Source organism: Frigoribacterium sp. NBH87, assembly GCF_014217665.1.
Taxonomy (GTDB): domain Bacteria; phylum Actinomycetota; class Actinomycetes; order Actinomycetales; family Microbacteriaceae; genus Frigoribacterium; species Frigoribacterium endophyticum.
This window is the reverse complement of the sequence record NZ_CP043650.1, coordinates 87,940-112,502: the sequence shown is the minus strand read 5'-3', so window position 1 is coordinate 112,502 and position 24,563 is coordinate 87,940. Positions and strand designations below refer to the sequence as shown.

Annotated in this window: 22 protein-coding genes and 1 pseudogene; 4 read left to right on the top strand and 19 right to left on the bottom strand. The window is 72.9% G+C overall.

What is annotated here, in order from left to right; genetic code table 11:
* Positions 1 to 912 precede the first annotated feature (912 nt).
* Both F1C15_RS00510 and F1C15_RS00505 read right to left on the bottom strand, forming a co-directional pair.
* Positions 913 to 2,298: a glycine--tRNA ligase gene (locus F1C15_RS00510; RefSeq protein ID WP_056054249.1), complete on the bottom strand. Its 1,386-nt coding sequence runs from the start codon at positions 2,296 to 2,298 to the stop codon at positions 913 to 915.
* A 151-nt stretch (positions 2,299 to 2,449) separates the two neighbouring features.
* Positions 2,450 to 3,538: an aminotransferase class V-fold PLP-dependent enzyme gene (locus F1C15_RS00505; RefSeq protein ID WP_185232367.1), complete on the bottom strand. Its 1,089-nt coding sequence runs from the start codon at positions 3,536 to 3,538 to the stop codon at positions 2,450 to 2,452.
* A gap of 81 nt (positions 3,539 to 3,619) precedes the next feature.
* Between F1C15_RS00505 and F1C15_RS00500 the strand changes: the two genes are divergently transcribed.
* Entirely contained in the window at positions 3,620 to 4,609 is a 990-nt protein-coding gene (locus F1C15_RS00500) for a LysR family transcriptional regulator (protein ID WP_185232365.1), read from the top strand.
* A gap of 59 nt (positions 4,610 to 4,668) precedes the next feature.
* A complete protein-coding gene (locus tag F1C15_RS00495; RefSeq protein ID WP_167259037.1) occupies positions 4,669 to 5,340 on the top strand; it encodes a hypothetical protein in 672 nt (223 codons plus the stop codon).
* A 3-nt stretch (positions 5,341 to 5,343) separates the two neighbouring features.
* Here F1C15_RS00495 and F1C15_RS00490 read toward each other — a convergent pair whose 3' ends face one another.
* Together F1C15_RS00490 and recO are read right to left on the bottom strand one after the other, a co-directional pair.
* Entirely contained in the window at positions 5,344 to 6,144 is an 801-nt protein-coding gene (locus tag F1C15_RS00490) for an isoprenyl transferase (RefSeq protein ID WP_185232363.1), read from the bottom strand.
* A gap of 143 nt (positions 6,145 to 6,287) precedes the next feature.
* Positions 6,288 to 7,007: pseudogene (gene recO / locus F1C15_RS00485) on the bottom strand (DNA repair protein RecO); the annotation flags it as partial.
* 34 nt (positions 7,008 to 7,041) lie between these two features.
* Between recO and F1C15_RS00480 the strand changes: the two are divergent.
* Positions 7,042 to 7,704: a trimeric intracellular cation channel family protein gene (locus tag F1C15_RS00480; protein WP_056054235.1), complete on the top strand. Its 663-nt coding sequence runs from the start codon at positions 7,042 to 7,044 to the stop codon at positions 7,702 to 7,704.
* Positions 7,705 to 8,005: 301 nt separating this feature from the next.
* Here the strand turns inward: F1C15_RS00480 and leuA are convergent, their stop codons facing one another.
* From leuA to hrcA, 11 genes are all read right to left on the bottom strand, one after another.
* Positions 8,006 to 9,766 (bottom strand): 2-isopropylmalate synthase, encoded by a 1,761-nt coding sequence (gene leuA, locus F1C15_RS00475; protein ID WP_056054232.1) that lies wholly within the window; start codon positions 9,764 to 9,766, stop codon positions 8,006 to 8,008.
* A gap of 192 nt (positions 9,767 to 9,958) precedes the next feature.
* Positions 9,959 to 10,645, bottom strand: a complete 687-nt coding sequence (locus F1C15_RS00470; RefSeq protein ID WP_185232360.1) for a response regulator transcription factor — start codon at positions 10,643 to 10,645, stop codon at positions 9,959 to 9,961.
* The gene (locus tag F1C15_RS00465; RefSeq protein ID WP_056054226.1) at positions 10,642 to 11,916 is read right to left on the bottom strand and encodes a sensor histidine kinase; all 1,275 of its coding nucleotides are present in this window, start codon (positions 11,914 to 11,916) and stop codon (positions 10,642 to 10,644) included. The genes F1C15_RS00470 and F1C15_RS00465 overlap by 4 nt, the downstream gene beginning before the upstream one ends.
* Positions 11,917 to 12,016: 100 nt before the next feature.
* Positions 12,017 to 12,955 (bottom strand): GTPase Era, encoded by a 939-nt coding sequence (gene era, locus F1C15_RS00460; RefSeq protein ID WP_167259033.1) that lies wholly within the window; start codon positions 12,953 to 12,955, stop codon positions 12,017 to 12,019.
* The gene (locus F1C15_RS00455; protein WP_185233920.1) at positions 12,952 to 14,256 is read right to left on the bottom strand and encodes a hemolysin family protein; all 1,305 of its coding nucleotides are present in this window, start codon (positions 14,254 to 14,256) and stop codon (positions 12,952 to 12,954) included. Before F1C15_RS00455 ends, era begins: the two co-directional genes overlap by 4 nt.
* Positions 14,257 to 14,263: 7 nt before the next feature.
* The gene (gene ybeY / locus F1C15_RS00450) at positions 14,264 to 14,725 is read right to left on the bottom strand and encodes an rRNA maturation RNase YbeY (RefSeq protein WP_056054216.1); all 462 of its coding nucleotides are present in this window, start codon (positions 14,723 to 14,725) and stop codon (positions 14,264 to 14,266) included.
* A complete protein-coding gene (locus F1C15_RS00445) occupies positions 14,722 to 15,810 on the bottom strand; it encodes a PhoH family protein (RefSeq protein WP_056054213.1) in 1,089 nt (362 codons plus the stop codon). The genes ybeY and F1C15_RS00445 overlap by 4 nt, the downstream gene beginning before the upstream one ends.
* A complete protein-coding gene (locus F1C15_RS00440) occupies positions 15,800 to 16,222 on the bottom strand; it encodes a histidine triad nucleotide-binding protein (protein ID WP_056055846.1) in 423 nt (140 codons plus the stop codon). The genes F1C15_RS00445 and F1C15_RS00440 overlap by 11 nt, the downstream gene beginning before the upstream one ends.
* Positions 16,223 to 16,278: 56 nt before the next feature.
* Positions 16,279 to 17,022, bottom strand: coding sequence for a 16S rRNA (uracil(1498)-N(3))-methyltransferase (locus F1C15_RS00435; RefSeq protein WP_185232358.1), 744 nt, complete (start codon positions 17,020 to 17,022; stop codon positions 16,279 to 16,281).
* Positions 17,023 to 17,024: 2 nt separating this feature from the next.
* The gene (gene dnaJ, locus F1C15_RS00430; RefSeq protein ID WP_056054207.1) at positions 17,025 to 18,137 is read right to left on the bottom strand and encodes a molecular chaperone DnaJ; all 1,113 of its coding nucleotides are present in this window, start codon (positions 18,135 to 18,137) and stop codon (positions 17,025 to 17,027) included.
* 139 nt (positions 18,138 to 18,276) lie between these two features.
* Positions 18,277 to 19,299, bottom strand: a complete 1,023-nt coding sequence (gene hrcA / locus F1C15_RS00425) for a heat-inducible transcriptional repressor HrcA (RefSeq protein ID WP_056054204.1) — start codon at positions 19,297 to 19,299, stop codon at positions 18,277 to 18,279.
* A gap of 248 nt (positions 19,300 to 19,547) precedes the next feature.
* On the opposite strand from hrcA, the gene F1C15_RS16000 reads away from it, so the two are divergent.
* Complete coding sequence (locus F1C15_RS16000; RefSeq protein ID WP_219731557.1) at positions 19,548 to 20,087, top strand: DUF4870 domain-containing protein; 540 nt, start codon at positions 19,548 to 19,550, stop codon at positions 20,085 to 20,087.
* Positions 20,088 to 20,153: 66 nt separating this feature from the next.
* Here the strand turns inward: F1C15_RS16000 and hemW are convergent, their stop codons facing one another.
* From hemW to F1C15_RS00400, 4 genes are all read right to left on the bottom strand, one after another.
* Positions 20,154 to 21,380: a radical SAM family heme chaperone HemW gene (hemW, locus tag F1C15_RS00415; protein ID WP_185232356.1), complete on the bottom strand. Its 1,227-nt coding sequence runs from the start codon at positions 21,378 to 21,380 to the stop codon at positions 20,154 to 20,156.
* A gap of 2 nt (positions 21,381 to 21,382) precedes the next feature.
* Positions 21,383 to 22,174 (bottom strand): DUF1990 family protein, encoded by a 792-nt coding sequence (locus tag F1C15_RS00410; protein WP_082514327.1) that lies wholly within the window; start codon positions 22,172 to 22,174, stop codon positions 21,383 to 21,385.
* Between the two features lie 4 nt (positions 22,175 to 22,178).
* Positions 22,179 to 24,029 (bottom strand): translation elongation factor 4, encoded by a 1,851-nt coding sequence (gene lepA, locus F1C15_RS00405; RefSeq protein ID WP_056054197.1) that lies wholly within the window; start codon positions 24,027 to 24,029, stop codon positions 22,179 to 22,181.
* A 108-nt stretch (positions 24,030 to 24,137) separates the two neighbouring features.
* Positions 24,138 to 24,452 (bottom strand): hypothetical protein, encoded by a 315-nt coding sequence (locus F1C15_RS00400; protein ID WP_156369920.1) that lies wholly within the window; start codon positions 24,450 to 24,452, stop codon positions 24,138 to 24,140.
* Between the last annotated feature and the right edge of the window lie 111 nt (positions 24,453 to 24,563).

The window sequence follows — 24,563 nt, the reverse complement described above, 5'->3', positions numbered from 1 at the left end:
GTCGTCTCGCTCTCCCGCTCTCCCCCACCCCACCCGGTCACCCGCCCACCGTCGGCAACTCCTGCTCCCTGCGGCGGGACGCGCCTCGACGCCCCCGCCGACGACGACCGGCAGGAGTTGCCGACGGCGCCGACGCCGGTCGCACAGCCGGTGACGGCACCGCCTCAGCCCGCGTCGCTCCGGGGCCGGTCGGCAACTCCTGCGCGCTGTCGTGGGCGGAGCCGCCGAGCGCGCCGTGACGACACCCGACAGGAGTTGCCGACCACGGCCGAGCCGACGCGGGCAGCCCCTCCGCCACGCCCGGAGGCCCCCACCTCCCTGGGACCGGTCGGCAACTCCTGCCCGCTGTCGCGGCCCGAGCCGCGGAGCGCGCGCCGGAGACACCGTTCAGGAGTTCCCGACCTGAGCACCCGGGGGCACCGGCGGCGAGCGGTGGGGAGACGCCCAGGGTGGGAGGCGGGGGTCGCTGCCCAGCACCACCAGGCGGAGGCGCGGGTCGACGCCCAGCACCACCAGGCGGACGCGGGCGTCAGCGCCCAGCACCACCAGGCGGAGGCGCGGGCGCGGCGGAGGACCCTGCCGCCTCCAGCCCGGCGTCGACGGTCCGGTGCCGGTTGCGCTACGCGGCGGTCGGCTCGTCCTGCACGCTGCACGTGGGGAGGGGCTGGGCCGCCGCGGAGTGACAGCGAGCAGGAGTTGCCGACCACGCGCGGAGGACGCGCTGCGGGCCGGGACGAGGGCGGCGCCCTGCACGGACTCCGGGGCCGTCGCGAGCGACGGCACCGCGCGTGCAGGCCGCAGGCTCGGACTCCGGGGCGCGTCCCAGGCCAGGACGCGGCGCGGGCGCAGACCTGGACGGAGAGAGGGCCCCGACAGCACGCGCTGTCGGGGCCCTCTCGGCGTGCCGGGCGCCTAGGCGCCGAGCAGCTGCTCCGCCAGGTAGCCGCGGAGGGCCGAGAGCGGCATGCGCTCCTGGGCCATGGTGTCGCGCTCGCGCACGGTGACCGCGTCGTCGTCGAGGGAGTCGAAGTCGACCGTGACGCAGAACGGCGTGCCGATCTCGTCCTGGCGGCGGTAGCGACGCCCGATCGCGCCGGCGTCGTCGAAGTCGATGTTCCAGTACTTGCGGAGGTCGGCAGCCAGGCCCCGGGCGAGCGGCGACAGCTGCTCGTTGCGGCTCAGGGGCAGCACGGCCACCTTGATGGGCGCCAGGCGGCGGTCGAGCTTCAGGACGGTGCGCTTGTCGACGCCGCCCTTCGCGTTCGGCGCCTCGTCCTCCGTGTAGGCGTCGACGAGGAAGGCCATCAGCGAGCGGGTGAGGCCCGCCGCGGGCTCGATGACGTAGGGCGTCCAGCGCTCGTTCTTCGCCTGGTCGAAGTACGACAAGTCCTTGCCGGAGGCGGCGGCGTGCGTCTTGAGGTCGTAGTCGGTGCGGTTCGCGACGCCCTCGAGCTCGCCGAACTCGCCGCCCGCGAAGCGGAACCGGTACTCGATGTCGACGGTGCGCTTCGAGTAGTGCGACAGCTTCTCGGCCGCGTGCTCGTAGAGGCGGAGGTTGTCGGGGTCGATGCCGAGGTCGACGTACCACTGGAAGCGCTGGTCGATCCAGTACTGGTGCCACTCTTCGTCGGTGCCGGGCTCGACGAAGAACTCCATCTCCATCTGCTCGAACTCGCGGGTGCGGAAGATGAAGTTGCCGGGCGTGATCTCGTTGCGGAAGCTCTTGCCGATCTGGCCGATGCCGAACGGGGGCTTGATGCGCGACGACTGCAGGATGTTGTCGAAGTTGGTGAAGATGCCCTGGGCCGTCTCGGGGCGCAGGTACGCCATGCCCTGCTCGTTGTCGACCGGGCCGAGGAAGGTCTTCAGCAGGCCGGAGAAGTTCTGCGGCTCCGTCCACGAGCCGGGCTGGCCGGTCTCGGGGTCGCGCACGTCGGCGAGGCCGTTCTCCGGCGGGTGGCCGTGCTTGGCCTCGTACGCCTCGAGCAGGTGGTCGGCGCGGTAGCGCTTGTGGGTGTGCAGCGACTCGACCAGCGGGTCGCTGAAGACCTCGACGTGGCCGGAGGCCTCCCACACCTGACGGGGCAGGATGACCGCCGAGTCGAGCCCGACCACGTCGTCGCGGCCCTGCACCATGGTCTGCCACCACTGGCGCTTGATGTTCTCCTTCAGGGCCACGCCGAGGGGGCCGTAGTCCCACGCCGACCGCGATCCGCCGTAGATCTCTCCCGACTGGAAGACGAACCCTCGGCGCTTGGCCAGGGCGATGACGGAATCGAGACGGTTGGGTGCTGCCACGTGTGATGCTCCAGAGAGTCAGGCCGAGCTGGGTGCCCGGTGGGTCGAGGTACCCGGCAACTCTAGCCGCCGAGGTCGCCACGCCAGGGCCGGGGTCCGGGCCGGCGTCACGTCCGGGGCCCCGGCCGGCGTCAGGGCCGGAGGCCCGGCGTCACGTCCGGAGGGCCCGCACGACGGCCTCGACGTCGTCGCCGTCGTTCCAGAGGTGGAAGGCCACGCGCGCCCGCCCCGCACGGCCCGAGACGGTCAGGCCCGCCGCGGTCATCGCCGCGACGTCGCGGGCCTCCGCGTCGGGCCAGGTGACGATCGCCTGCCCCTGCTCGGCGATGCCGAGGCGTCGGCACAGCTCGTCACCGAGCCCGCTGGCGTGGGCCCAGGCCTCCGCGACGTCGAGCCGGGAGAAGGCGTCGAGGGCGGGCAGGGCGCCGGCCCACGCCTGCCAGGCCGGCGACACGTCGAACGCCCGGGCGTCCGTCGCGAGGTGCATCTCCGGCCCGTAGCAGGACGACCACACGGACTCCCCCGCGTACCACCCGGCCTGGACGGGCCGGAGCTCGGCGAGGGCCCGCGCCGAGAACGTCGCGAGGGCCGCGCCGCGCGGGCTGCAGAGCCACTTGTAGGCGTGGCAGACCGTCACGTCGACGGTCGCGGCGTCGACCGGCAGCACGCCGGCGGCCTGGGTCAGGTCGCAGACGGTGAGGCTGCCGTGCCGGGCCGCCGCCGCCACCACCGCGGCGTGGTCGGCGACCTCCCCCGTGGCCGACTGCACGGCCGACCAGGCCACCACGGCGGTGCGCTCCCCCACGCTCTCCGCGAGCTCGGCCAGCGGCACGCTCCTCACCGTGACGCCCCGGTGCGCCTGCGCCACGAACGGGAACACCATCGAGCTGAAGTCGCCGTCGACGCAGAGCACCTCGGCGCCGTCGGGGACGGCCGCGGCGACCACCGACACCATCACCGACGTCTGGGAGCCGATCGCGACGGCCGACGTCGGGACGCCGACCGACCGGGCCCACGCGGCCCGCGACTCCTCGACGATCGCCCCGTAGTCGACGGGCGACCGGCGCCCCGTCCGCCAGGCCTCCTGGTCACGCTGCTGCGCCTCCAGCGTCGCGGCCAGCGGCAGCCCCATGGTGCAGGCCGCGAGGTAGCCGGTGCCGCGGGCGAACTGCCCCGCGAGGTCCGCGACGGAGAGCGGGGCGCCGGTCGGGGCCGGGAGGGTGCGGGCGGGTGCGGTCATGCCTCCAGGGTGACGACCCGCCTCCGTCACGACAACCGCCAGCTCTGCTCGTCATCCATAACCCGGGGTTATGGTCGAACCATGAGCGACGACGTCGACCTGCAGACCCTCCGGGTCGTGAGGGCCCTGGCCGAGACGGGCACCATCACCGCGGCGGCCGCCCGCCTGGGCTACAGCCAGCCCGCCGTCAGCCAGCACCTGCGACGCGCGGAGGCGCGGGTCGGCCACCCGCTCGTCCTGCGGTCGGGCCGCGGGGTCGCCCTCACCGAGGCCGGCCGACGTCTCGCCGAGCACGCCGTGCACGTGCAGGCCGCGCTCGACGCCGCGCGGCAGGAGCTCGACCACCTGGGCGGGGCGACGTCCGGCCGGGTCCGCCTGGCGGGCTTCCCCAGCGCCTCCTCGACCCTCGTGCCCGAGGTCCTCTCCGCCCTGCACCGGAGCCGCCCCGGGCTGCGGGTGGACTACGTCGAGGCCGAGCCGCCGGAGGCGCTGGCCCTGGTCAGGGACGGCCTCGCCGACGTGGCCCTGGTCTTCGGGCACGCCGGGGCGGGCGCGCCCTCGCCGGCCCCGCTGCCGGACTCCCTGCGGGAGCACCCCGCGTTCGTCGACGAGACCGTGCTCGTGGTGCCGCGCGCGCACGGGTTCCAGCCCGGCGACGACTTCGCCTCGCTCGCGGCGGAGCGCTGGATCGGCGGGTGCCCGCGCTGTCGGGGTCACCTGCTCGCGTCGTGCGCGTCGGCGGGCTTCGAGCCCGAGATCGTGCTCGAGACCGACAACGCCCTCGCGGTGCTCGGGCTCGTCGCGTCGGGGCTCGGCGTCGCCCTCCTGCCGGGGCTCTCGTTGCAGGCCGCGGCGGTGTCGGACGGCGTGCGGGTCGTGCCGCTGCCCCGCGGGATGGCCCGCGTCATCTCCGTGGTCCACCGACGCGGGGCCCGACGGGTGCCGAGCGTGCGGCTGCTGGCCGAGGCCCTGCACGCGGTCGATCCCGCGGTGCACGGGCTCCGGGGCGTCGTGGGGCCCGAGGCCGCTCCGGCCCCCGCCTCCCGCGTCGGCGTCGGGGGGCCCGGCTAGGCTGGCGATCCGCCCGCCGTGCCGCCCGCCCGGCCTCCCGCCCGAGAGGTGCCTGCCCCGTGTCGAGAAGAACCCTCGCCTCCGCCGCCCTGCTCTCCGCGGCCCTCCTGGGGCTGACCGGGTGCTACGCCGACCTCGACACCCTGCGCCCCGCCGACGGCTCGTCCGGGGCGTCGGGGTCCGACCCCGGGCAGGGCTCCTCCGGCGTCCCGCAGCCCCAGGTGACCGGGGCGCCCGGCACCGGTGGCGGCTCGGCCGCCGACGACCTCGTGCCCGGCGGCGCGCTGCTGAACCAGGTCAACTACAAGGACCTCACGATCTACGTCTACGGCGTCGGTGAGCTCACGACCACCGAACCGTCGATCTTCGCGCGGCCGGACGGCACCGACCCCTACCCGGCCGGCACGACGGTCGAGGCGACCGTCTACGTGCTGTCGAACGCCTCGCAGCGCCGGCTCGACCTCACCGACCTCTCGGCCGACTACTCGTCGTACGGCAACGACCTCGCCCAGCAGGACACCTTCGCCGGGCAGGACCTCATCACGAGCCAGGGCTGGTCGACCGAGCTGGCGACGCAGTTCCCCGCCGACGCGACGTCGTGGTACCTGCTGCCCGGCGAGCAGGTCGTGTTCGGCAACGCCTGGTTCCACCGTCAGGCCGACGGGCCGTTGACGCTGCAGTTCCTCTGGCCCGCCGAGCGCATCTTCCTCGGGGCCAACGTCCAGTTCTGAGGCTCAGGCGCCATGGCCGGGAGCGTCGACGGCCCCGCCGAACCGGCGCGCCCGACGGGCGTAGGTGGTGACGGCTCCCCAGAGGTCCTCGCGGGTGAAGTCGGGCCAGAGCGTGTCGAGGAAGACCATCTCGGCGTAGGCCGACTGCCACAGCAGGAAGTTGCTCGTCCGCTGCTCGCCCGAGCTGCGGACGAAGAGGTCGACGTCAGGGAGGTCGGCCGTGTAGAGGTGCTTCTGGATCAGCTTCTCGCTGACCCCCGACGGCTTGATGCGCCCGGCCGCGACCCCCTCGGCGATCTCGCGGACGGCGTCGGCGATCTCGGTGCGGCCGCCGTAGTTGACGCACATCGTGAGGGTCAGCACGTCGTTGTCGCGCGTGAGCTGCTCGGCGAACTGCAGCTCCTTGATGACGGAGCCCCACAGCCGCGGCTTCCGGCCCGCCCAGCGCACCCGGACGCCCCAGGCGTTGAGCTGGTCGCGTCGACGGTGCAGCACCTCGCGGTTGAAGCCCATCAGGAAGCGCACCTCGTCGGGCGAGCGCTTCCAGTTCTCGGTCGAGAAGGCGTAGACGCTGAGGTGCTTGACGCCCAGCTGGATCGCGCCCGCGACGACGTCGAGCAGGCTCGCCTCGCCGGCCTTGTGGCCCTCCACCCTCGTCAGGCCGCGACCGTTGGCCCACCTTCCGTTGCCGTCCATCACGATGGCGACGTGCTCGGGCACGGCCGCGGCGGGCAGCTCGGGCGGGTAGAGGCCCGTCCAGTCGAGGGGGCGGAAGTCGACGGCGTCGCGGTGGGTCTTCTTCACGGGGTCCCTCCGGGGGCGTGCAGGGTCGGGGTGGTCGGATGGACCGCGGGCACGGGCACGGGCACGACGGTGGCCGCGAGTGCTGCCGCCTCGGCCGCGGCCGTCGCGCGGACGCCGGGCGAGAGCTGCGGTCGCCCCGGCTCGCGGTCGAGGTGCTGCATCGACCGGAGGCCACGCTCGAGGTGCCACTGCGTGTAGGCCGCGACGACGCCACTGGCCTGGTTGCGCGTCGCCTCGCTCGCCGCCTCCGCGGTGGCCCAGTCGCCGGTGAGCAGTGCGGCGAGGAGGCCGAGCGCCTCGCGCGACAGGCGAGGAGCCCCGGGAGGCGCGTGCGAGTCCGCGACGACACCGCCCAGCTGGACGACGAACGCCGAGTGCGGCCCGGGTGCACCCGTGACGGCGCAGTCCCCGAAGCTGGGTGACCACCCGGCGACGCTGAGGGCCCGGAGGAGGTACGAGTCGAGCGTCAGCTGCGGCGCGTGCTCGTGCCGCGAGAGCGACCGCAGCGCCCCCACCAGCAGGAGGTACTGCTGGAGGCCGGCCTCCGCCTCCGTCAGCTTGTCGGCCGTCTCGACCATGACGCTGCCGGCGGTGTAGCTGGCGTAGTCGCTCGCGATGAGGGCGCCGTACGAGCCGAGGGACTCCGCCTGCTGAACGATGTCGAGCGAGCGGCCCTCGTAGAGCTGCAGGTCGGCGACCATCATCGGCTCGAGGCGGGCCCCGAACTTCGACGCGGTGCGACGGACGCCCTTGGCGACGGCTCGGATCTTGCCGTGCTGGCGGCTGAGCATGGTGACGATGCGGTCGGCCTCACCCAGCTTGTGGGTGCGCAGCACGACGCATTCATCACGGTAGACGGGCACCGACCCATGATCCCACGCGTGGTACAAACGTCGGATGCACGCCACGGCCTTCGCCATCCCCCTCTGGGCTGATCTCCTGGCCGTCGGCGTGGGGAGCCTCCAGGGCGCGATGTTCGCCTCCGAGTTCAAGGACCGCCGCCTCGACCTGCTCGGCGTCGCCATCATCGGCATCGCGACCGGGCTCGGCGGCGGCATCCTCCGCGACGTCCTGCTCGGGCAGGTGCCGCGCATGATGGCGAGCAACTGGTACCTGCTGGTCGCGGTCGCCGCCGCGCTCGTCGGAATGGCGCTGCAGCGCCTCTTCCACCGGCTCGCCAGCGTCATCACGGCCCTCGACGCCCTGACGATCGGGCTCTTCGGCGCGATCGGCTCGACGAAGGCGCTGTCGCTCGGGCTGCCGGAGATCCCGGCGATCTTCGTGGGGGTGATCTCCGCCGTGGGCGGTTCGGTGCTCCGCGACGTCCTCATGAACCTCACGATCGCGATGATGCACGTGGGGTCGCTCTACGCCGTCGCGGCCGCGGGCGGCACCGTGGTGCTCGTCAGCCTCGTCTCCCTCGGCGTGCCCGCGGCGGCCGCCGCCGTGATCGGCACGTCAGTGACGCTGGTGATCCGGCTGCTGGCCGTGCGCTTCGGCTGGACGCTGCCCGAGCAACGCTCGCTCAGCCGCCTGCCCCGCTGGCGCCGGCCCCGCTGAGCCGGCCCGCGCCTCCTCGCGGTCGCGGGCCGCTGCCCCCGCTCGCGCCGGGCCCCCGCTCGCCGGGCCCCCGCGACAGCCCGGTCGGCAACTCCTGCCCCGTGGCGCGCCAGCGGCTCCAGCGTCGCTCTGGACGACGGTGTGCAGGAGTTGCCGACCGGGGGGGATGCGCGTGACGAGCCGACGAGGCCGGCCAGAAGCCGAGGCTGCGGCTGCGGCTGCAGCTACGGCCACGGCAGAGGCCACCGCCTCGAGCCACGGCCACGGCAGAGGCCACGGGCTCGAGCCCCGGCCACGAGGGCTAGACGGCGGCGAGCTCGCGCGTCTCCGACGTCTGGCGGATGGCCCGGTTGACGGCCGAGACGATCGCCTTGAGCGACGCGGTGGAGCTGTCGGCGTCGATCCCGACGCCCCAGAGGCGCGTGCCGTCGACGTCGAGGTCGACGTACGCCGCGGCCTGCGCGTCGCCGCTCGCGCTGAGCGTGTGCTCGACGAAGTCGTACAGCTTCACCGAGACGCCCTGCTCGCTGAGCACGGAGAGGAACGCCGCGATCGGACCGGTGCCGCGACCCGTCGTCAGCTGACGCTCGTCGCCGACGCGCAGCTCGACGTCGAGGCTGGTCTCGCCGCTCATGTCGCTCGACGTGCCCGTGCGGGTCAGCTCGAAGCGGCCCCACTTCTCGTCGGCGTCGTCGGCGGGCAGGTACTCGTCCTGGAAGATCGACCAGATGTGCGCGCTCGTCATCTCGCCGCCCTCGGCGTCGGTGCGCGACTGCACGACGCCGCTGAACTCGATCTGCAGCTTGCGGGGCAGGTCGATCGCGTGGTCGGCCTTGAGCAGGTAGGCCACGCCGCCCTTGCCGGACTGCGAGTTGACGCGGATGACGGCCTCGTAGCTGCGGCCGAGGTCCTTCGGGTCGACCGGCAGGTAGGGCACGGCCCACTCGAGCTGGTCGACGTCGACGCCCCGCTCGGCGGCGGTCGCGGCCATCGCCTCGAAGCCCTTCTTGATGGCGTCCTGGTGCGAGCCGGAGAAGGCCGTGTAGACCAGGTCACCCGCCCAGGGGCTGCGCTCGTGGACGGGCAGCTGGTTGCAGTGCTCCGCGGTGCGCTTGACCATGTCGAGGTCGCTGAAGTCGATCTGCGGGTCGATGCCCTGCGTGAACAGGTTGATGCCCAGGGCGACGAGGTCGACGTTGCCCGTCCGCTCGCCGTTGCCGAAGAGGCAGCCCTCGATGCGGTCGGCGCCGGCCAGGTAGCCCAGCTCGGCGGCGGCGATGCCGGTGCCGCGGTCGTTGTGGGGGTGCAGCGACAGGATGACGCTGTCGCGACGCGCCAGGTTGCGGTGCATCCACTCGATCGAGTCGGCGTACACGTTCGGCGTCGCCATCTCGACGGTGGCCGGCAGGTTGATGATCACGGGGCGGTCAGGAGTCGCGTCGAAGGCCTCGATCACCTGGTTGCAGATGTCGCGCGCGAACTCCAGCTCGGTGCCGGTGTAGCTCTCGGGCGAGTACTCGTAGAACACGGTCGTCTCGGGGATCGTCGCCTCGTGCTCGCGGCAGAGCCGGACGCCCTCCAGGGCGATGTCGACGATGCCCTGGCGGTCGGTGCGGAAGACGACGTCACGCTGGAGGACGCTCGTGCTGTTGTACAGGTGGACGATCGCCTGCTTCGCCCCCGCGATCGACTCGTACGTGCGTGCGATGAGGTGCTCTCGCGCCTGCGTCAGCACCTGGATCGTCACGTCGTCGGGGATGGCGCCCTCGTCGATGAGGCTGCGGACGAAGTCGAAGTCGGTCTGCGAGGCGCTCGGGAAGCCGACCTCGATCTCCTTGTAGCCCATGCCGACCAGCAGGTCGAACATGATGCGCTTGCGCTCGGGGCTCATCGGGTCGATCAGCGCCTGGTTGCCGTCGCGGAGGTCGACGGCGCACCAGCGCGGGGCCTGCTCGATCCGCTTGGCGGGCCACGTCCTGTCGGGCAGGTCGACGACGATCTGCTCGTGGAACGGGCGGTACTTGTGGATCGGCATGGCCGAGGGCTGCTGTGCGTTCTTCATGGTCTCAGGTCTCTCTCGCCCCGCGAGGGGCTGTCTTCGCGTGTGGGTCGGCCGACGGCGAACTCCGCGACGAGGGAGGCCAGGGTCAGGACTCGTCGCGGCGGCGAAGGAGGAGGAGCACACAGGTGAGCACGTGCCGAGGCTAGCACCGACCCCGACGGCCCGCAGGACCGTGACGACGCAGGCGCCCGCCTACTCCGCCAGCCCGTGCTCGTACGCGTAGACGACCAGCTGCACCCGGTCGCGCAGCGACAGCTTCGACAGCACGCGGCTGATGTGCGTCTTGACCGTGGCCTCGCTGAGGTACTCCCGCCCGGCGATCTCGGAGTTGCTGAGCCCGCGGGCGGCGAGGTCGAAGATGTCGCGCTCGCGCGTGGTGAGCGTGCCGAACGCGACGGGCACCGCGGCGGCCCGCGCCGACCGCCCGTCGAAGTGCTCGAAGAGCTCGCGGGTGGCGGAGGCGGCGATGACGGCGTTGCCGGCGTGCACGGTCCGGATCGCCGCGAGCAGGAACTCGGGGTCGGCGTCCTTGAGGACGAACCCGCTGGCCCCGCCTCGGATGGCCCGGGTCGCGGCCTCGTCGAGGTCGAAGGTCGTGAGCACGATGACGCGTGGCGGCTTGCGGGAGGCGGCCTGCGCCTGGGCGAGGACGGCCGTCGTCGCGGCGATGCCGTCCATGACGGGCATGCGGATGTCCATCAGCACCACGTCGGGGCGGGTCGCCGCGACCATGGCGACGCCCTCCTCCCCGTTGCTGGCCTCGCCGACGAACTCGAGGTCGGGCTGCGAGCTGACGAGCATCTTGATGCCGGCCCGGAAGAGGGCCTGGTCGTCGACGAGCGCGACTCGGACGGCGGTGGCGGGCGTGGTGGGGCTCATCGGCGGATTCCTACTTCTTGGGTGAGGGCGAGGGTGGGCACGACGGCGTGCACGACGAAGCGGCCGTCGGCGTCCTGCGTGGTCAGCGAGCCCCCGGCGAGGGTCGCGCGCTCGCGCATCCCGTCGAGGCCGTGCCCGCCGCCGCGGCGGTCGTCTCCGCCGGGGCGGGTGTCGACGGGCTGGGTGGCGGGCCGGACGACGTTCGTGACGACCAGGTGGAGGGCCTCGTAGCGCCAGTCGAAGAGGAGGTCGACGGGCGCGCCCGCGGCGCCGTGGCGCAGCACGTTCGTCAGCGACTCCTGCACGATCCGGAAGACCGCGAGCTGCCGGTTGGTGCCCAGCACCTGCGCCTCGCCCTGCACCCGGTGCTCGATGACCAGGCCGGAGGCGCGCATCTGCTCCAGCAGCCGGTCGAGGTCGCCGAGGGCCGGCTGGGGCGCCTCCCCCTGGCTGTGGCGGAGCTGCCCGAGCAGCACGCGGACGTCGCCCAGCGCCTCCCGGGCCGTGGTCGCGATGGTGACGAGGGCGTCGTCGACCGACCCGGCGTCGACCCTTGCCGCGTACCGCGCGCCGTCGGCCTGGGCGATGACGACGGCCAGGGAGTGCGCGACGACGTCGTGCATGTCGCGGGCGATGCGGTTGCGCTCCTGCTCGACCGCCACGTCGCGCTCGGCCCGGGCGGCCTCCCGCTCGATGCGGGCGACCTCGCCCTCCGCCCGGGCCGTCTCGCGCTCGGCGATGAGCTGCGCCTCACGGCTGAGGCGCTCGGACGACCGTGCCCGCGCCAGCAGGCCGCCCGCCCACGGCAGGCCGAGGAGGGCGAGGAAACCGAGGAAGGTGATGCCCAGCTGGAGCAGGATCCGCACGACGTCCTGCAGGCCGTAGACCGTGTAGTCGATGCCGAAGAGCGTGGTCTGCACGCTCGTCACGTAGAAGGTGCCCACGGCGGCCCCGACGACCGTGGAGACGAGCCCCGCCCACTTCGTCGCCTCGGTGCCGTAGGCGGCGACCGTGTAGAGCACCGCGCAGATCGCCAGGTTGCTCACGCCGGGGCTGGTCTGCGAGAGCATCTCGCCGATCGCCACCACCCAGGCGAGCGCGAGCGACGGGCCCGGGGCGAGCCGCCGGACGGCGAGAGTCGCCGTCATGCCCGCGATCACCAGCCCGGCCGCCGTGCCTCCCGCGCTGAGCCCCAGCGCGACGACCCCGAGGACGACCGCGGCCGACACGTCGACGACCACCTGGTACGGGGCGAGTCGTCGGAAGATCACCGCACCACCGTACGGCCCGCGACCCCGCCCGACGACACCGACGGCACCCCGGACGACGAGAGGACGACGGGGATCATCCTGTGGAGGGACACCGCCCTGGTCAGAAGCCGAGGCGGCCGAGCAGCTTCGGGTCGCGCTGCCAGTCCTTCGCGACCTTGACCCGGATCGACAGGAAGACCTGCTTGCCGACGAGCGGCTCGATCTGTGCGCGGGCGCGGGCGCCGACCTCACGGAGGCGAGCGCCGCCTCCCCCGATGACGATGCCCTTCTGGCTGTCGCGCTCGACGAAGAGGTTCGCGTAGATCTCGAGCAGGTCGCGGTCGTCGCGCTCGATCATGTCGTCGATCGTGACGGCCAGCGAGTGGGGCAGCTCGTCCTCCACGCCCTCGAGGGCGGCCTCGCGGATGAACTCGGCGATCCTGTCCTGCACGACCTCCTCCGTGACGGCGTCGGCCGGGTAGAGCGGCTGCGAGACCGGCATCAGCTTGATCAGCTCGGTGGTGAGCACGTCGAGCTGCACGCCCTCGACGGCGGAGAGCGGGATGATCGCCTCCCAGTCGCGCAGCTTGCTCACGGCGAGCAGCTGCTCCGCCACGGCGGGCCGCGAGATCGTGTCGGTCTTCGTCACGATGGCGACCTTCTTCGCCCGGGGGAAGGCGTCGAGCTGCTCGTTGATGAACTTGTCGCCGGGGCCGATCTTCTCGTCGGCCGGCACGCAGAAGCCGATGACGTCGACGTCGCCGAGCGTCGTCTGGACGACGCTGTTGAGGCGTTCGCCGAGGAGGGTGCGGGGGCGGTGCATGCCCGGGGTGTCGACGACGACGAGCTGACCGACCTCGCGGTGGACGATGCCGCGGATGGCGCGGCGCGTCGTCTGCGGCTTCGACGACGTGATCGCCACCTTCTCGCCGACGAGGGCGTTCGTCAGCGTGGACTTGCCGACGTTCGGGCGGCCGACGAACGAGACGAAGCCCGCGCGGTAGGTGGACCCCGCCGGAGGCGCGGCGGAGGTGCGGTCGGCGTCGTCGGTGTTCGTCATGGTGCTTCTCTCGTCGTGGCGGGTGCGGGGTCGGCCTCGGCGGCCGTCAGGTCGGGACTGCGCTCGACGAGCACGGTCTGGAGGTCGTGCCGGCGGCCCTCGGTCCGGTCGGCGGTCAGCACGAGACCGGACACGGTCACGACCGAGCCCTTCTCGGGCAGCCTGCCGAGGGCCTTGGTGAGGAGGCCGCCGACGGAGTCGACGTCGTCGTCGTCGAGCTCGAGGCCGAACAGGTCGCCGAGCTCGTCGACGGGCATGCGCGCGCTGACGCGGAAGACCCCGGGGCTGACCTCACGGTGGGCGGCGACCGTGCGGTCGTACTCGTCGCTGATGTCTCCGACGAGCTCCTCGATGAGGTCCTCCAGGGTGACGAGCCCGGCGATGCCGCCGTACTCGTCGACGACCATCGCGAGGTGGTTCTTGTCGACCTGCATCTGGCGGAGGGTGTCGTCGGCCTTCTTCGACTCGGGGACGAAGAGGGCGGGGCGGGCGAGCGCCACGACCGGCGCCGAGTCGTCGCCGACGTGCTCGTGCAGGCGCCGGGCGAGGTCACGGAGGTAGACCACCCCGACGACGTCGTCGCTGTCGCGGCCGACGACCGGCACGCGGGACACGCCCCGGCCGAGGAAGAGGCTCATGGCCGAGCCGACGGTCGCCGTCGCCTCGACGGTCACCATGTCGGTGCGGGGCACCATGACCTCGCGGACGACGGTGTCGCTGAACTCGAAGATCGAGTGGATGAGCTCCCGGTCGTCCTCCTCGAGCACGTCGAGCTCGGTGGCCTCGTCGACCATGCTGAGCAGCTGTTCCTCCGACGAGAAGGACGCGGTGCGCGGCCGCCCCGGGGTGACCCGGTTGCCGACGGCGACCAGGGCGTCGGCCAGGGGGCCGAGCACGAGCCGCAGGGCCCGGACTAGCCCGGCCGTGACGACCACGAGCCCGCGGGCGTGGGCACGGCCGACGCTGCGGGGGCTCGAGCCCACCAGCACGAACGACACGACGGTCATGATGAGCGCCGACAGCAGCAGGGCCAGCCACCACTGGTCGACGGCCGTCGCGAACGAGAGCGTGACGAGCACGGCCGCCGACGTCTCGGCGACGATGCGCATGAAGTTGACGGCGTTGACGTGGGCGCCGACGTCGTCGGCGACGGCGAGCAGGGCCGACCGGCTGCGCGGGGAGGCCTCGGCCTCCTCGTGCAGGTCGCCCCGGCTGAGGACGCCCAGGGCCGAGTCGACGGCCGCGAGCAGCCCTCCGAGGACGACGAGCACGACGGCCACGATGACGAACACGGTGACCATCACGGCGTCACCGTCTCTCGTCGGCGGCCGCGAAGGCGGCCAGGATCTCGCGCTGCAGCCCGAACATCTCGCGCTCCTCCTCCGGCTCGGCGTGGTCGAAGCCGAGCAGGTGCAGGACGCCGTGGCAGGTGAGCAGCAGCATCTCGTCGAGGGGCGAGTGGCCTGCCGTCGCCGCCTGCGAGACCGCGACCTGCGGGCAGACCACGATGTCGCCGAGCAGACCGGCCGGGGTGGGGTCGTCTTCCGTGCCGGGGCGCAGCTCGTCCATGGGGAAGCTGAGCACGTCGGTCGGGCCCGGCTCGTCCATCCACTGGACGTGCAGCTGCTCCATGGCGGCCTCGTCGACGAGCACGATCGCCAGCTCGGCCTCGGGGTGCACGTGCATCTGGTCGAGGGCGAAGGTCGCGAGCCGCTGCAGCGCGGCCTCGTCGACCTCGATGCTCGACTCGTTGTTGACCTCGATGCTCATCGGCTGCCTCCCGTCGACCGCGACGCCCCGTCGGCGGACGAGGGCCGCGCGGCCGCCGCCTGCTCTTCTCGGTGGGCGCGCTGCGCCTGCCGCTCGGCGTCGTACGTCGTGTAGGCGTCGACGATCCGGCCGACGAGGGTGTGCCGGACGACGTCGTCGCTCGTCAGGCGGGCGAAGTGGATGTCGTCGATGCCGTCGAGCACGCGGGTCACGAGCTGGAGCCCGCTCGCGCCGGTCGGCAGGTCGATCTGGGTGACGTCGCCCGTCACGACCATGCGGGAGCCGAAGCCGAGCCGGGTGAGGAACATCTTCATCTGCTCGGGCGTCGTGTTCTGCGCCTCGTCGAGCACGACGAAGGCGTCGTTCAGCGTCCGGCCGCGCATGTAGGCGAGCGGGGCGACCTCGACGGTGCCGGCCGCGAGCAGCTTGGGCACGATCTCCGGGTCCATCATCTCGTTGAGCGCGTCGTACAGCGGGCGGAGGTACGGGTCGATCTTGTCGGTGAGGGTGCCGGGGAGGAAGCCCAGGCGCTCCCCCGCCTCGACGGCGGGGCGCGTGAGGATGATGCGCTGCACCTCGCGCCGCTGCAGGGCCTGGACCGCCTTCGCCATGGCGAGGTAGGTCTTGCCGGTGCCCGCGGGGCCGATGCCGAACGTGATGGTGTGCTGGTCGATCGCCTCGACGTAGCGGGCCTGGCCGAGCGTCTTCGCCCGGACGGACTTGCCGCGGCTCGAGACGATCGGCTGGCCGAAGACGTCCGCGGGCGCGGCCTGCCCGGAGTCGAGCAGCTTCGCGCTGGTCTCGACCTCGGCCGGGACGAGGTCGTGACCGTTGCGCACCAGCGAGACGAGCTCGTCGACGAGCCCCCGGGCCCGGGCGACCGACGCCGCCGGCCCCTCGAGTCCGACCTCGTTGCCCCGCACGAGCACGCGGACGTCGGGGTACTGCTTCTCGACGGTCTTGAGGAGCCGGTCGTGGGGACCGAGCAGCTGGACCATCGCGACGCCGTCGACGGTGATGTCGACCCGGGTCGCGCCCTCGGCGCGGGCGTCGGAGCCGGTGGACGGAGTGTCGCTAGTGGGCAAGGGTGCCTTCCTGGAGGAGTCCCCCGAGCACGTGGGCGTGCACGTGGAACACGGTCTGGCCGGCCGAGGGGCCGGTGTTGAAGACGAGCCGGAACTCGCCGCGGCCGACCGAGAGGTCGGTGCCGTCGTCGGAGCGGAAGACGGCCGGGTCGGCCGACAGGGCCGAGGCCGTCGCCACGATCTCGGCGAGCAGCGCGGGGTCGCCCGCGGCCAGCTCGGCGACGTCGTGCCACCGCTCGGTCTTGGGGACGACGAGCAGATGGACGGGAGCCTTGGGCTCGACGTCGCGGAACGCGATGACCCGCTCGTTCTCGAAGACGATGTCGGCCGGGATCTCGCGCGCGACGATGCGGCTGAAGACGGACGGCTGGTCGGAGCCGCCGGGGGCCTGGCTGGTCTGGTCGTCGGACATGCCGCTCATCGTACCGGCGGCCGGTGACACCGGCCCGACGTCGACGACGGGGCCGCCTACCAGCGACCGAGCCGCACGCTGAGGACGGCCAGGGCCGCCGGGCCCGCCGTCGAGGTCCGCAGCACGCTGTCGCCGAGCCTCGCGAGCGTGGCGCCCGCGTCGACGAAGAGGGCGAGCTCGGCGGGCGAGACGCCGCCCTCGGGGCCGACCACCACCGTGACGACCGAGCCCGCGCCTCCCTCGGGCGGGAGGTCGACCGCGGAGAGCGCGAGGTCGGCCGTCGGCTCCAGCACGAGCACCGGGCCGAGCACCGTGCGGGCCGCGAGCTGCTTCGTCGTCGCGAGGTCGAGCACCTCGGGCGCCCAGGGCCGGATCGCCTGCTTCGTCGCCTCGCGGGTGATCGCCCGCCAGCGGCTCGTGCCCTTCGCGACCTTGGCGCCCTCCCAGCGCGACACCGACCGCGACGCCGACCAGGGGACGACCTCGTCGACGCCGAGCTCCGTCGCGGCCTGGACGGCCAGCTCGTCGCGGTCGCCCTTGGCGAGGGCCTGGGCCAGCGCGATCCGGACCCCGGGCCGGGGATGCGCGGTGACGGTCGCCGCCATCAGCGACAGCCGGTCGCCGGTCGCCTCGGTCACCTCGCCGCGCACGACCGTGCCGCGGCCGTCGCCGAGCGTGAGCTGCTCGCCGACCCGCACCCGGCTGACGGTGACGGCGTGCCGTGCCTCGGCGCCGGTGACCGTGACGGTCGAGCCGGCCACCGCCTCCGTCAGGTCGTCGACCAGGTAGAAGTGCGCCACGATCAGAAGTTGAGGAACCGGTCGCGCAGCTTGCCGAACAGGCCCTGCTGGAACTGCGACAGCTCGGGCGCCTGCTCGCGACGGCCGGCGGCGAACTTCTCGATCAGCTCGCGCTCCTTGTGGCTGAGCTTGGTCGGCGTCACCACCTGCACGCCGATCTTGAGGTCGCCGCGGCCCGTGCCGCGGAGCTTCGTGACCCCGCGGTCGCGGACGGTCAGCACGTCGCCGCTCTGGGTGCCCGGCTTGAGCTCGATCTCCACCGCGCCGTCGAGGCCGTCGAGGGTCGTCTCGGTGCCGAGGATCGCGTCGGACATCTGCACCTCGAGCGTCGCCAGCAGGTCGTCGCCGTTGCGGCTGTACGTCTCGTGGTGGCGGACCTTGACCTCGAGGTAGAGGTCGCCGTTGGGGCCGCCGGCCTGGCCGACCTCGCCCTGCCCGGGCAGCTGGAGGCGGAGGCCGGTGTCGACGCCCGCGGGGATGTCGATGGGGATGGTGCGGCGGGCGCGGACGCGGCCCTGGCCCTGGCAGGTCGGGCACGGGTTCGGGATGACGGTGCCGTAGCCGCGGCAGGTGCCGCAGGGGCTGGAGGTCATGACGTTGCCGAGCAGCGAGCGGACCTGACGCTGGATCTGGCCCGAGCCGTGGCAGATGTCGCAGGTCTGGGGCGAGGTGCCGGGCGCGCAGCAGGACCCGGAGCAGGTCTCGCAGAGAACTGCGGTGTCGACCTCGATGTCGCGCTGCGTGCCGAAGACGATCTCTTCCAGGTCGACCTCGAGGCGGAGCAGGGCGTCCTGGCCGCGCTCGCGACGCGACCTCGGCCCCTGGCGCTGGCCGCCGCCTCCCCCGCCGCCGAAGAAGGCGTCGAAGATGTCGCCGAAGCCCGCGGCGCCGCCGCCCCCGCCGAAGCCGGTCTGGGGGCCGAGGTCGTAGCGCTCCCGCTGCTGGGGGTCGCTGAGGACGTCGTAGGCGTGGGTGACGTCCTTGAACCGCTCGGACGCCTCCGGGCTGGGGTTCACGTCGGGGTGCAGCTCGCGGGCGAGCCGGCGGTACGCCTTCTTGATCTCCTCCGGGGTCGCCGAGCGGTCGACTCCGAGCACGTCGTAATGATCTGCCACTGGTCCTCGTCTGCCTCTGGTGTGCGTCTGCGCTCCGCGGGGGCCGCGGAGCGGATGTCTGGGTGGGATGTCTGCTGGTCGTGTGTCGTGTCTGGGGGTGGAGTCGGTGGTCGGGGCCGCAGGCCGGCGCCGGCCCTCGTCAGCGCTCGGAGAGCAGGGACGAGAGGTAGCGGGCGACCGCCCGGACCGCCGCCATGTTGGTGGAGTAGTCCATGCGCATCGGGCCGAGCACGCCCAGGCGGGCGATCTCGCTGCCCGACGACGAGTAGCCGCTCGCGAGGACGGACGCCTGCGAGAGCCCGAACGACTCGTTCTCGCGGCCGATGCTGGCGGCGACGTCGACGGCGTCGAGCTGCATCTCGCCGAAGAGCCGGAGCAGCGCCACCTGCTCCTCGATGGCCTCGAGGACGGGGTAGAGGTTGCCGCTGAAGTCGTCGCCGATGCGGACGAGGTTCGCCGCGCCCGCCATGACCAGGCGGTCCTGGCGGCCGGTGGCGAGCTGCTCGACGAGGCTCGCCACGAGGAGCCCGACGGTGGCCGCGCGCTCGGGCGGGTGCTGTGCCGGCAGGTCGGCCAGCGCGGTCGCGGCGGCGCTCAGGGCAGCCCCGCCGACGAGGGCGTTGAGCGAGGAGCGCAGCTCGCCGAGGAAGGACTCGTCGACCGGCGCGGGGAGCTCGACGACCCGCTGCTCGACCTGGCCCGTGTCGGTGATGAGCACCGTCATGACCCGGCGCTCGGCGAGGCTGACGAGCTCGACGTGGCGGACGCGGGCCCGCGAGAAGGAGGGGTACTGGACGAGGGCGACCTGGTTCGTCAGCTGGCTGAGCAGGCGGACGGTGCGGCCGAGGACCTCGTCGAGGTCGGTGGAGTCGCCGAGGAAGGTCTCGATCGCCTGGCGCTGCGCGGCGCTGAGCGGGCGGAGGTCGGCGAGCTGGTCGACGAAGAGGCGGTACCCCTTGTCGGTGGGGACGCGGCCGCTCGAGGTGTGCGGGGCCGCGATGAGCTCCTCCTCCTCGAGGAGGGCCATGTCGTTGCGGATCGTCGCGGCGGAGACGCCGAACTGGTGCCGCTCGACGATGGACTTCGAGCCCACGGGCTCGCGGGAGGCGACGTAGTCGTGCACGATGACGCGCAGCACCTCGAGCCCTCGTTCCGAGACCACCGCACACCTCCTCATCGCACCACGGGCCCGGTGCGCCCCGGGGGCGTCGACACGGACCGGCTGGCACTCGCCGTACCAGACTGCCAATGCTACGCCACCGGCCTGGCGGCACCTACTCGCGCCGCGCCTCCCTGTCCTATGCTCGGCGTGACGGACACCGGACCGCGCGGTCCGGTCGACGCCCTCGGGCACCGGCCCCTCCGGGGCGGGAGGCCGTCACCTCCGACCACGACGAACCAGGTGAGCAGATGACCGACACCCCGCCCGCAGAGCCGCACGACCCCTATGCCAAGCAGCCCGGCCAGGGCGGCCCGGCCGGCCAGCCCGGCCCGCCGCCGTACGGCCAGCAGGCATCGGGCCAGCAGGCGCCGCAGGGCGGCCCGCAGCCCTACGGCCAGCAGCAGCCCTGGGGCCAGCAGGCCCCGGGCGGCGGTGCCGGCTACCAGCAGGCCGGCCAGCCCCTCCGCCCCGAGGATGAGAAGCTCTGGTCGACGCTGATCCACGTCGGCGGGATCCTGTTCGGGTTCATCCCGGCGCTCGTCGGCTACCTCGTGCTGAAGGACCGCGGTCCGTTCATCCGGGAGCACACGCGTCAGGCGCTCAACTTCCAGATCACGATGACGATCGCGAGCGTGGTCGGTGCCCTGCTCTGGATCGTGCTCGTCGGCTACCTGATCTCGGCCGCCGTCGCCATCGTCATCCTCGTCTTCAGCATCCTCGCGGCCCTGGCCGCGAACAAGGGCGAGTACTACAAGTACCCGCTGACGATCGAGTTCATCAAGGCGTAGCCCGCCGAGGCGACGGCGTCGCCGCACCCACCGAGGCGCGTCTCCCCCGGGGAGGCGCGCCTCGCGTCACGCCGGGAGCAGCCGGCTGACGACGGCGTCGGCCATCAGGCGCCCGGTGCGCGTCAGCTCGACACGGCCTGCTAGGGCGGCGCGGCCGTCGATCCAGCCGTCCGCGATGAGCCCGGCGACCGCCGCCCGGCCCGTCGCGTCGAGGTCGCTCGTCGGCAGGCCGTCCCGGGTGCGGACGGCGAGCAGCACGCGCTCGACCCGGCGCGTCTCGTCGTCGAGGGTCTCCCGCCCCGCCCCGGGCGACTCCCCCGCGGTCATCCGCTGGGCGTAGGCGGCCGGGTGCTTGACGTTCCACCAGCGGACGCCGCCCACGTGGCTGTGCGCACCGGGCCCGACGCCCCACCAGTCCTGGCCCGTCCAGTACGACAGGTTGTGGCGCGACCGGTGCTCGACGCCCCTCGACCAGTTGCTCACCTCGTACCAGTCGTAGCCGGCCTCGGCCAGGCGGGCGTCGGCCAGCTCGTACATGTCGGCGGCCGTGTCGTCGTCGGGCTGCGCGACCTCGCCGCGACGGATCTGCCGGGCGAGCTTCGTGCCGTCCTCGACGATCAGGGCGTAGGCCGAGAGGTGGTCGGGCTCCTGCGCGAGCGCGACGTCGAGCGACCGCGTCCAGTCGTCGAGGGTCTCGCCCGGCGTGCCGTAGATGAGGTCGAGGCTGACGTCGAGGCCGGCCTCCCGCGCCCAGGCCACGACGAGCGGGATCCGCTCGGGGTCGTGGGTGCGCTCGAGCGTCGCCAGCACGCTCGGCACGGCCGACTGCATGCCGAAGCTGACCCGGGTGAAGCCGGCGGCCGCGAGGGCGCGCAGGTACTCCGCGTCGACGCTGTCCGGGTTGGCCTCCGTCGTGACCTCGGCCCCCGCCTCCAGCCCCCAGGTGTCGACGACGGCGTGCAGCATCGTCGCGAGGTCGGTGTGCGGCAGCATCGTCGGGGTGCCACCGCCGAAGAACACGGTGGAGGCGCGGCGCGGCGGCAGGCCCGCCCGCTCGAGCACACGGCCGGCCTGGGCGACCTCGGCCACCGCCTGCGAGGCGTAGTCGTCTCGACGGGCCCCGCGCAGCTCGTCGCCCGTGTAGGTGTTGAAGTCGCAGTAGCCGCAGCGGACACGGCAGAACGGGACGTGGAGGTAGACGCCGAGGTCGCGGTCGGCGACGCCCTCGACCACGGAGGCGGGCAGGGCTCCGTCGGCGGGGGCCGGGTCGGCGACGGGGAGGGCTCCGGGCACCGTCAGTGGCCCGGACGCACGTCGCGGACCTCGTCGGGACCGTGACGGCGCGACTCCTCGTCGTCCGCCGCGGCCTCGGCGGCGGCCGCGAGGTCGACGTCGTCGACGCTCGGCACGGTCTCGCTCGCGTCGCCGGTCTCGTCGTTCTGGCTCAGGGCCTGGAGGTAGCGCTTCGTGTAGAGGGTCTGCGTGCGCTTCATGAACGGCGACACGAGGCGCCAGCGCCACGTGCTCGGGCGCGAGAAGGCACGGATCGTCAGCCACACCGAGCCGTCGTCGGTCTGGTCGACGATCCAGCTCTCTTCTCCGCTCTCGGGGTGGCCCTCGAGCGTGCCGTAGGCGAAGCCCTTGCGCTTCGGCTCGTCGACGACGTAGACGACCCGCACCGGCGCCTCCACCTGGCGGCCCCAGGCAGAGATGACGAGCGTCGCGGTCGTGCCGGCCGTGAGGAAGGGCGTGCCGTCGGGCGCGTAGCGCGACTCGTCGGGGCGCTCCTCGCTCCAGTGCGCCGGGTCGACCGGCTCGCCCGACTCGTCGAACGTCACCGGCACGTAGCCGGTGTCGTCGGCGGGCGGCACGTCGTCGACGCGCACCGTGATGCCGCTGCGCTCCTGGATCTTCCAGGTCAGGGCGGCGATGCAGGCCGCCTCGAAGCGCGCGTCGCCGTGGCCCACCCGGGTGCGGTACTCGACCGGGGTGAAGCCGACCGGCGGGTACTGCATCAGGTCGGCGGCCTGGGTGGCCCCGACCTCGCCGTAGGTGGTCCGGGTCTCGGTGTGGGTGGCTCGGCGCATGGGGCTACTTCTTGTCCTTCTTCTCCGTGTCGCCGGAGAGGGCGGCGATGAACGCCTCCTGGGGGACCTCCACGCGACCGATGGTCTTCATGCGCTTCTTGCCCTCCTTCTGCTTCTCGAGCAGCTTGCGCTTGCGGGTGATGTCGCCGCCGTAGCACTTGGCGAGGACGTCCTTGCGCATCGCGCGGATGCTCTCGCGCGCGATGATCCGCGCGCCGATCGCGGCCTGGATGGGCACCTCGAACTGCTGGCGCGGGATGAGCTCGCGGAGGCGCCCGGTCATCAGCACGCCGTAGGCGTAGGCCTTGTCGCGGTGGACGATGGCGCTGAAGGCGTCGACCTGCTCGCCCTGCAGCAGGATGTCGACCTTGACCAGGTCGGCCTCCTGCTCGCCGGTGGGCTCGTAGTCGAGGCTCGCGTAGCCGGCCGTCTTCGACTTGAGGCTGTCGAAGAAGTCGAAGACGATCTCGCCGAGCGGCATCGCGTAGCGGATCTCGACGCGGTCCTCGCCGAGGTACTCCATGCCGAGCAGCGACCCGCGGCGCTGCTGGCACAGCTCCATGATCACGCCGACGTAGTCCTTCGGGGCGAGGATGGCGGCCTTCACCATCGGCTCGCGGACGCTGGCGATCTTGCCGCCGGGGAACTCGCTGGGGTTGGTCACGGTGACGGTCTTGCCGTCCTCCGCCGTGACCTCGTAGACCACGCTCGGCGCCGTCGTGATCAGGTCGAGGCCGAACTCGCGCTCGAGCCGCTCGGTGATGATCTCGAGGTGCAGCAGGCCGAGGAACCCGCAGCGGAAGCCGAAGCCGAGGGCCACCGACGTCTCGGGCTCGTAGACCAGCGCCGCGTCGGAGAGCTTCAGCTTGTCGAGCGCCTCCCGGAGGTCGGGGTAGTCGCTGCCGTCGATCGGGTACAGGCCCGAGAACACCATCGGGAGCGGCTCGGTGTAGCCCGGCAGCGCCTCGGTGGCCGGCTTCGCGTGGGTCGTGACGGTGTCGCCGACCTTCGACTGCCGGACGTCCTTCACGCCGGTGATGAGGTACCCGACCTCGCCGACGCTGAGCCCCGCGCTCGGCACCGGCTCCGGCGACGAGACGCCGATCTCGAGGATCTCGTGCGTCGACTTCGTCGACATCATCTGCACCTTCTCGCGAGGGTGCAGCGTGCCGTCGATCATGCGGATGTAGGTGACGACGCCGCGGTAGCTGTCGTAGACCGAGTCGAAGATCATCGCTCGCGGCGGCGCGTCGGCGACGCCGACCGGCGACGGGATGCGGTCGACCACACGGTCGAGGAGCTCCTCGACGCCCATGCCGGTCTTGCCGCTGACGCGGAGGACGTCGGCGGGGTCGCCGCCGATCAGGCTCGCGAGCTCGGCCGCGTACTTGTCGGGGTCGGCCGCGGGCAGGTCGATCTTGTTGAGCACCGGGATGATCTCGAGGTCGTTCTCGAGCGCCAGGTAGAGGTTCGCCAGCGTCTGGGCCTCGATGCCCTGCGCGGCGTCGACGAGGAGGATCGCGCCCTCGCAGGCGGCGAGCGATCGGGAGACCTCGTAGCTGAAGTCGACGTGCCCGGGGGTGTCGATCATGTTCAGCGCGTAGGTCGCCCCGTCGCGCTCCCACGGCATGCGGACGGCCTGGCTCTTGATCGTGATGCCGCGCTCGCGCTCGATGTCCATGCGGTCGAGGTACTGGGCGCGCATGGCGCGGCTCTCGACGACGCCGGTGATGCCGAGCATGCGGTCGGCCAGCGTCGACTTGCCGTGGTCGATGTGCGCGATGATGCAGAAGTTGCGGAGTTGCTCGGGCGCGGTCTGGGCCGGCTCGAGTGCTCGGAGTGCTTGGGGGCTCACACGGTCCTCTGGGGTGGCGGGCGGGGGTCCGAGCATTCTCCCACGCCGGCGACGCGGCGAGGGCCCGGCAGCGCCGACCCGCGCCCCCGGCGGGTCGGCCCGGGCCGCCTAGCCGAGGCCGCCGAGGAGGTGCGCGACGCCGAGCGGGACGCCCACGGCCAGGCCGAGGCCCAGCACGATCGCCGCGCCCGCGAGCATGACGGCGTTGGCGACGATGCCGATCGTCGAGAACGTGCGCGCCTCGGGCTCGCGACGGCGCGCGAGGACGCCGAGCACGAGGCCGACGATCGGCACGACGAGGGTGAAGCCCGCGGCGACGGAGACCAGGCCGAGCACGAGGCTCGTGATGCTGAGGGGCGCGGAGGCGGCGGCGGGGGCGGCGACGGAGGGGGACGGGGCGGGGGCGGTGGTGGTCGAGGTCATGCACCGAGGCTAGGAAAATCGACCCGCGACTCCTCGGGGGCTGACCCCCGGAAACGGCCGGGGGCCCGCCCTCGCCCGGGGTGCCTGAGACGCAGGACGGGGTGCCGAAGA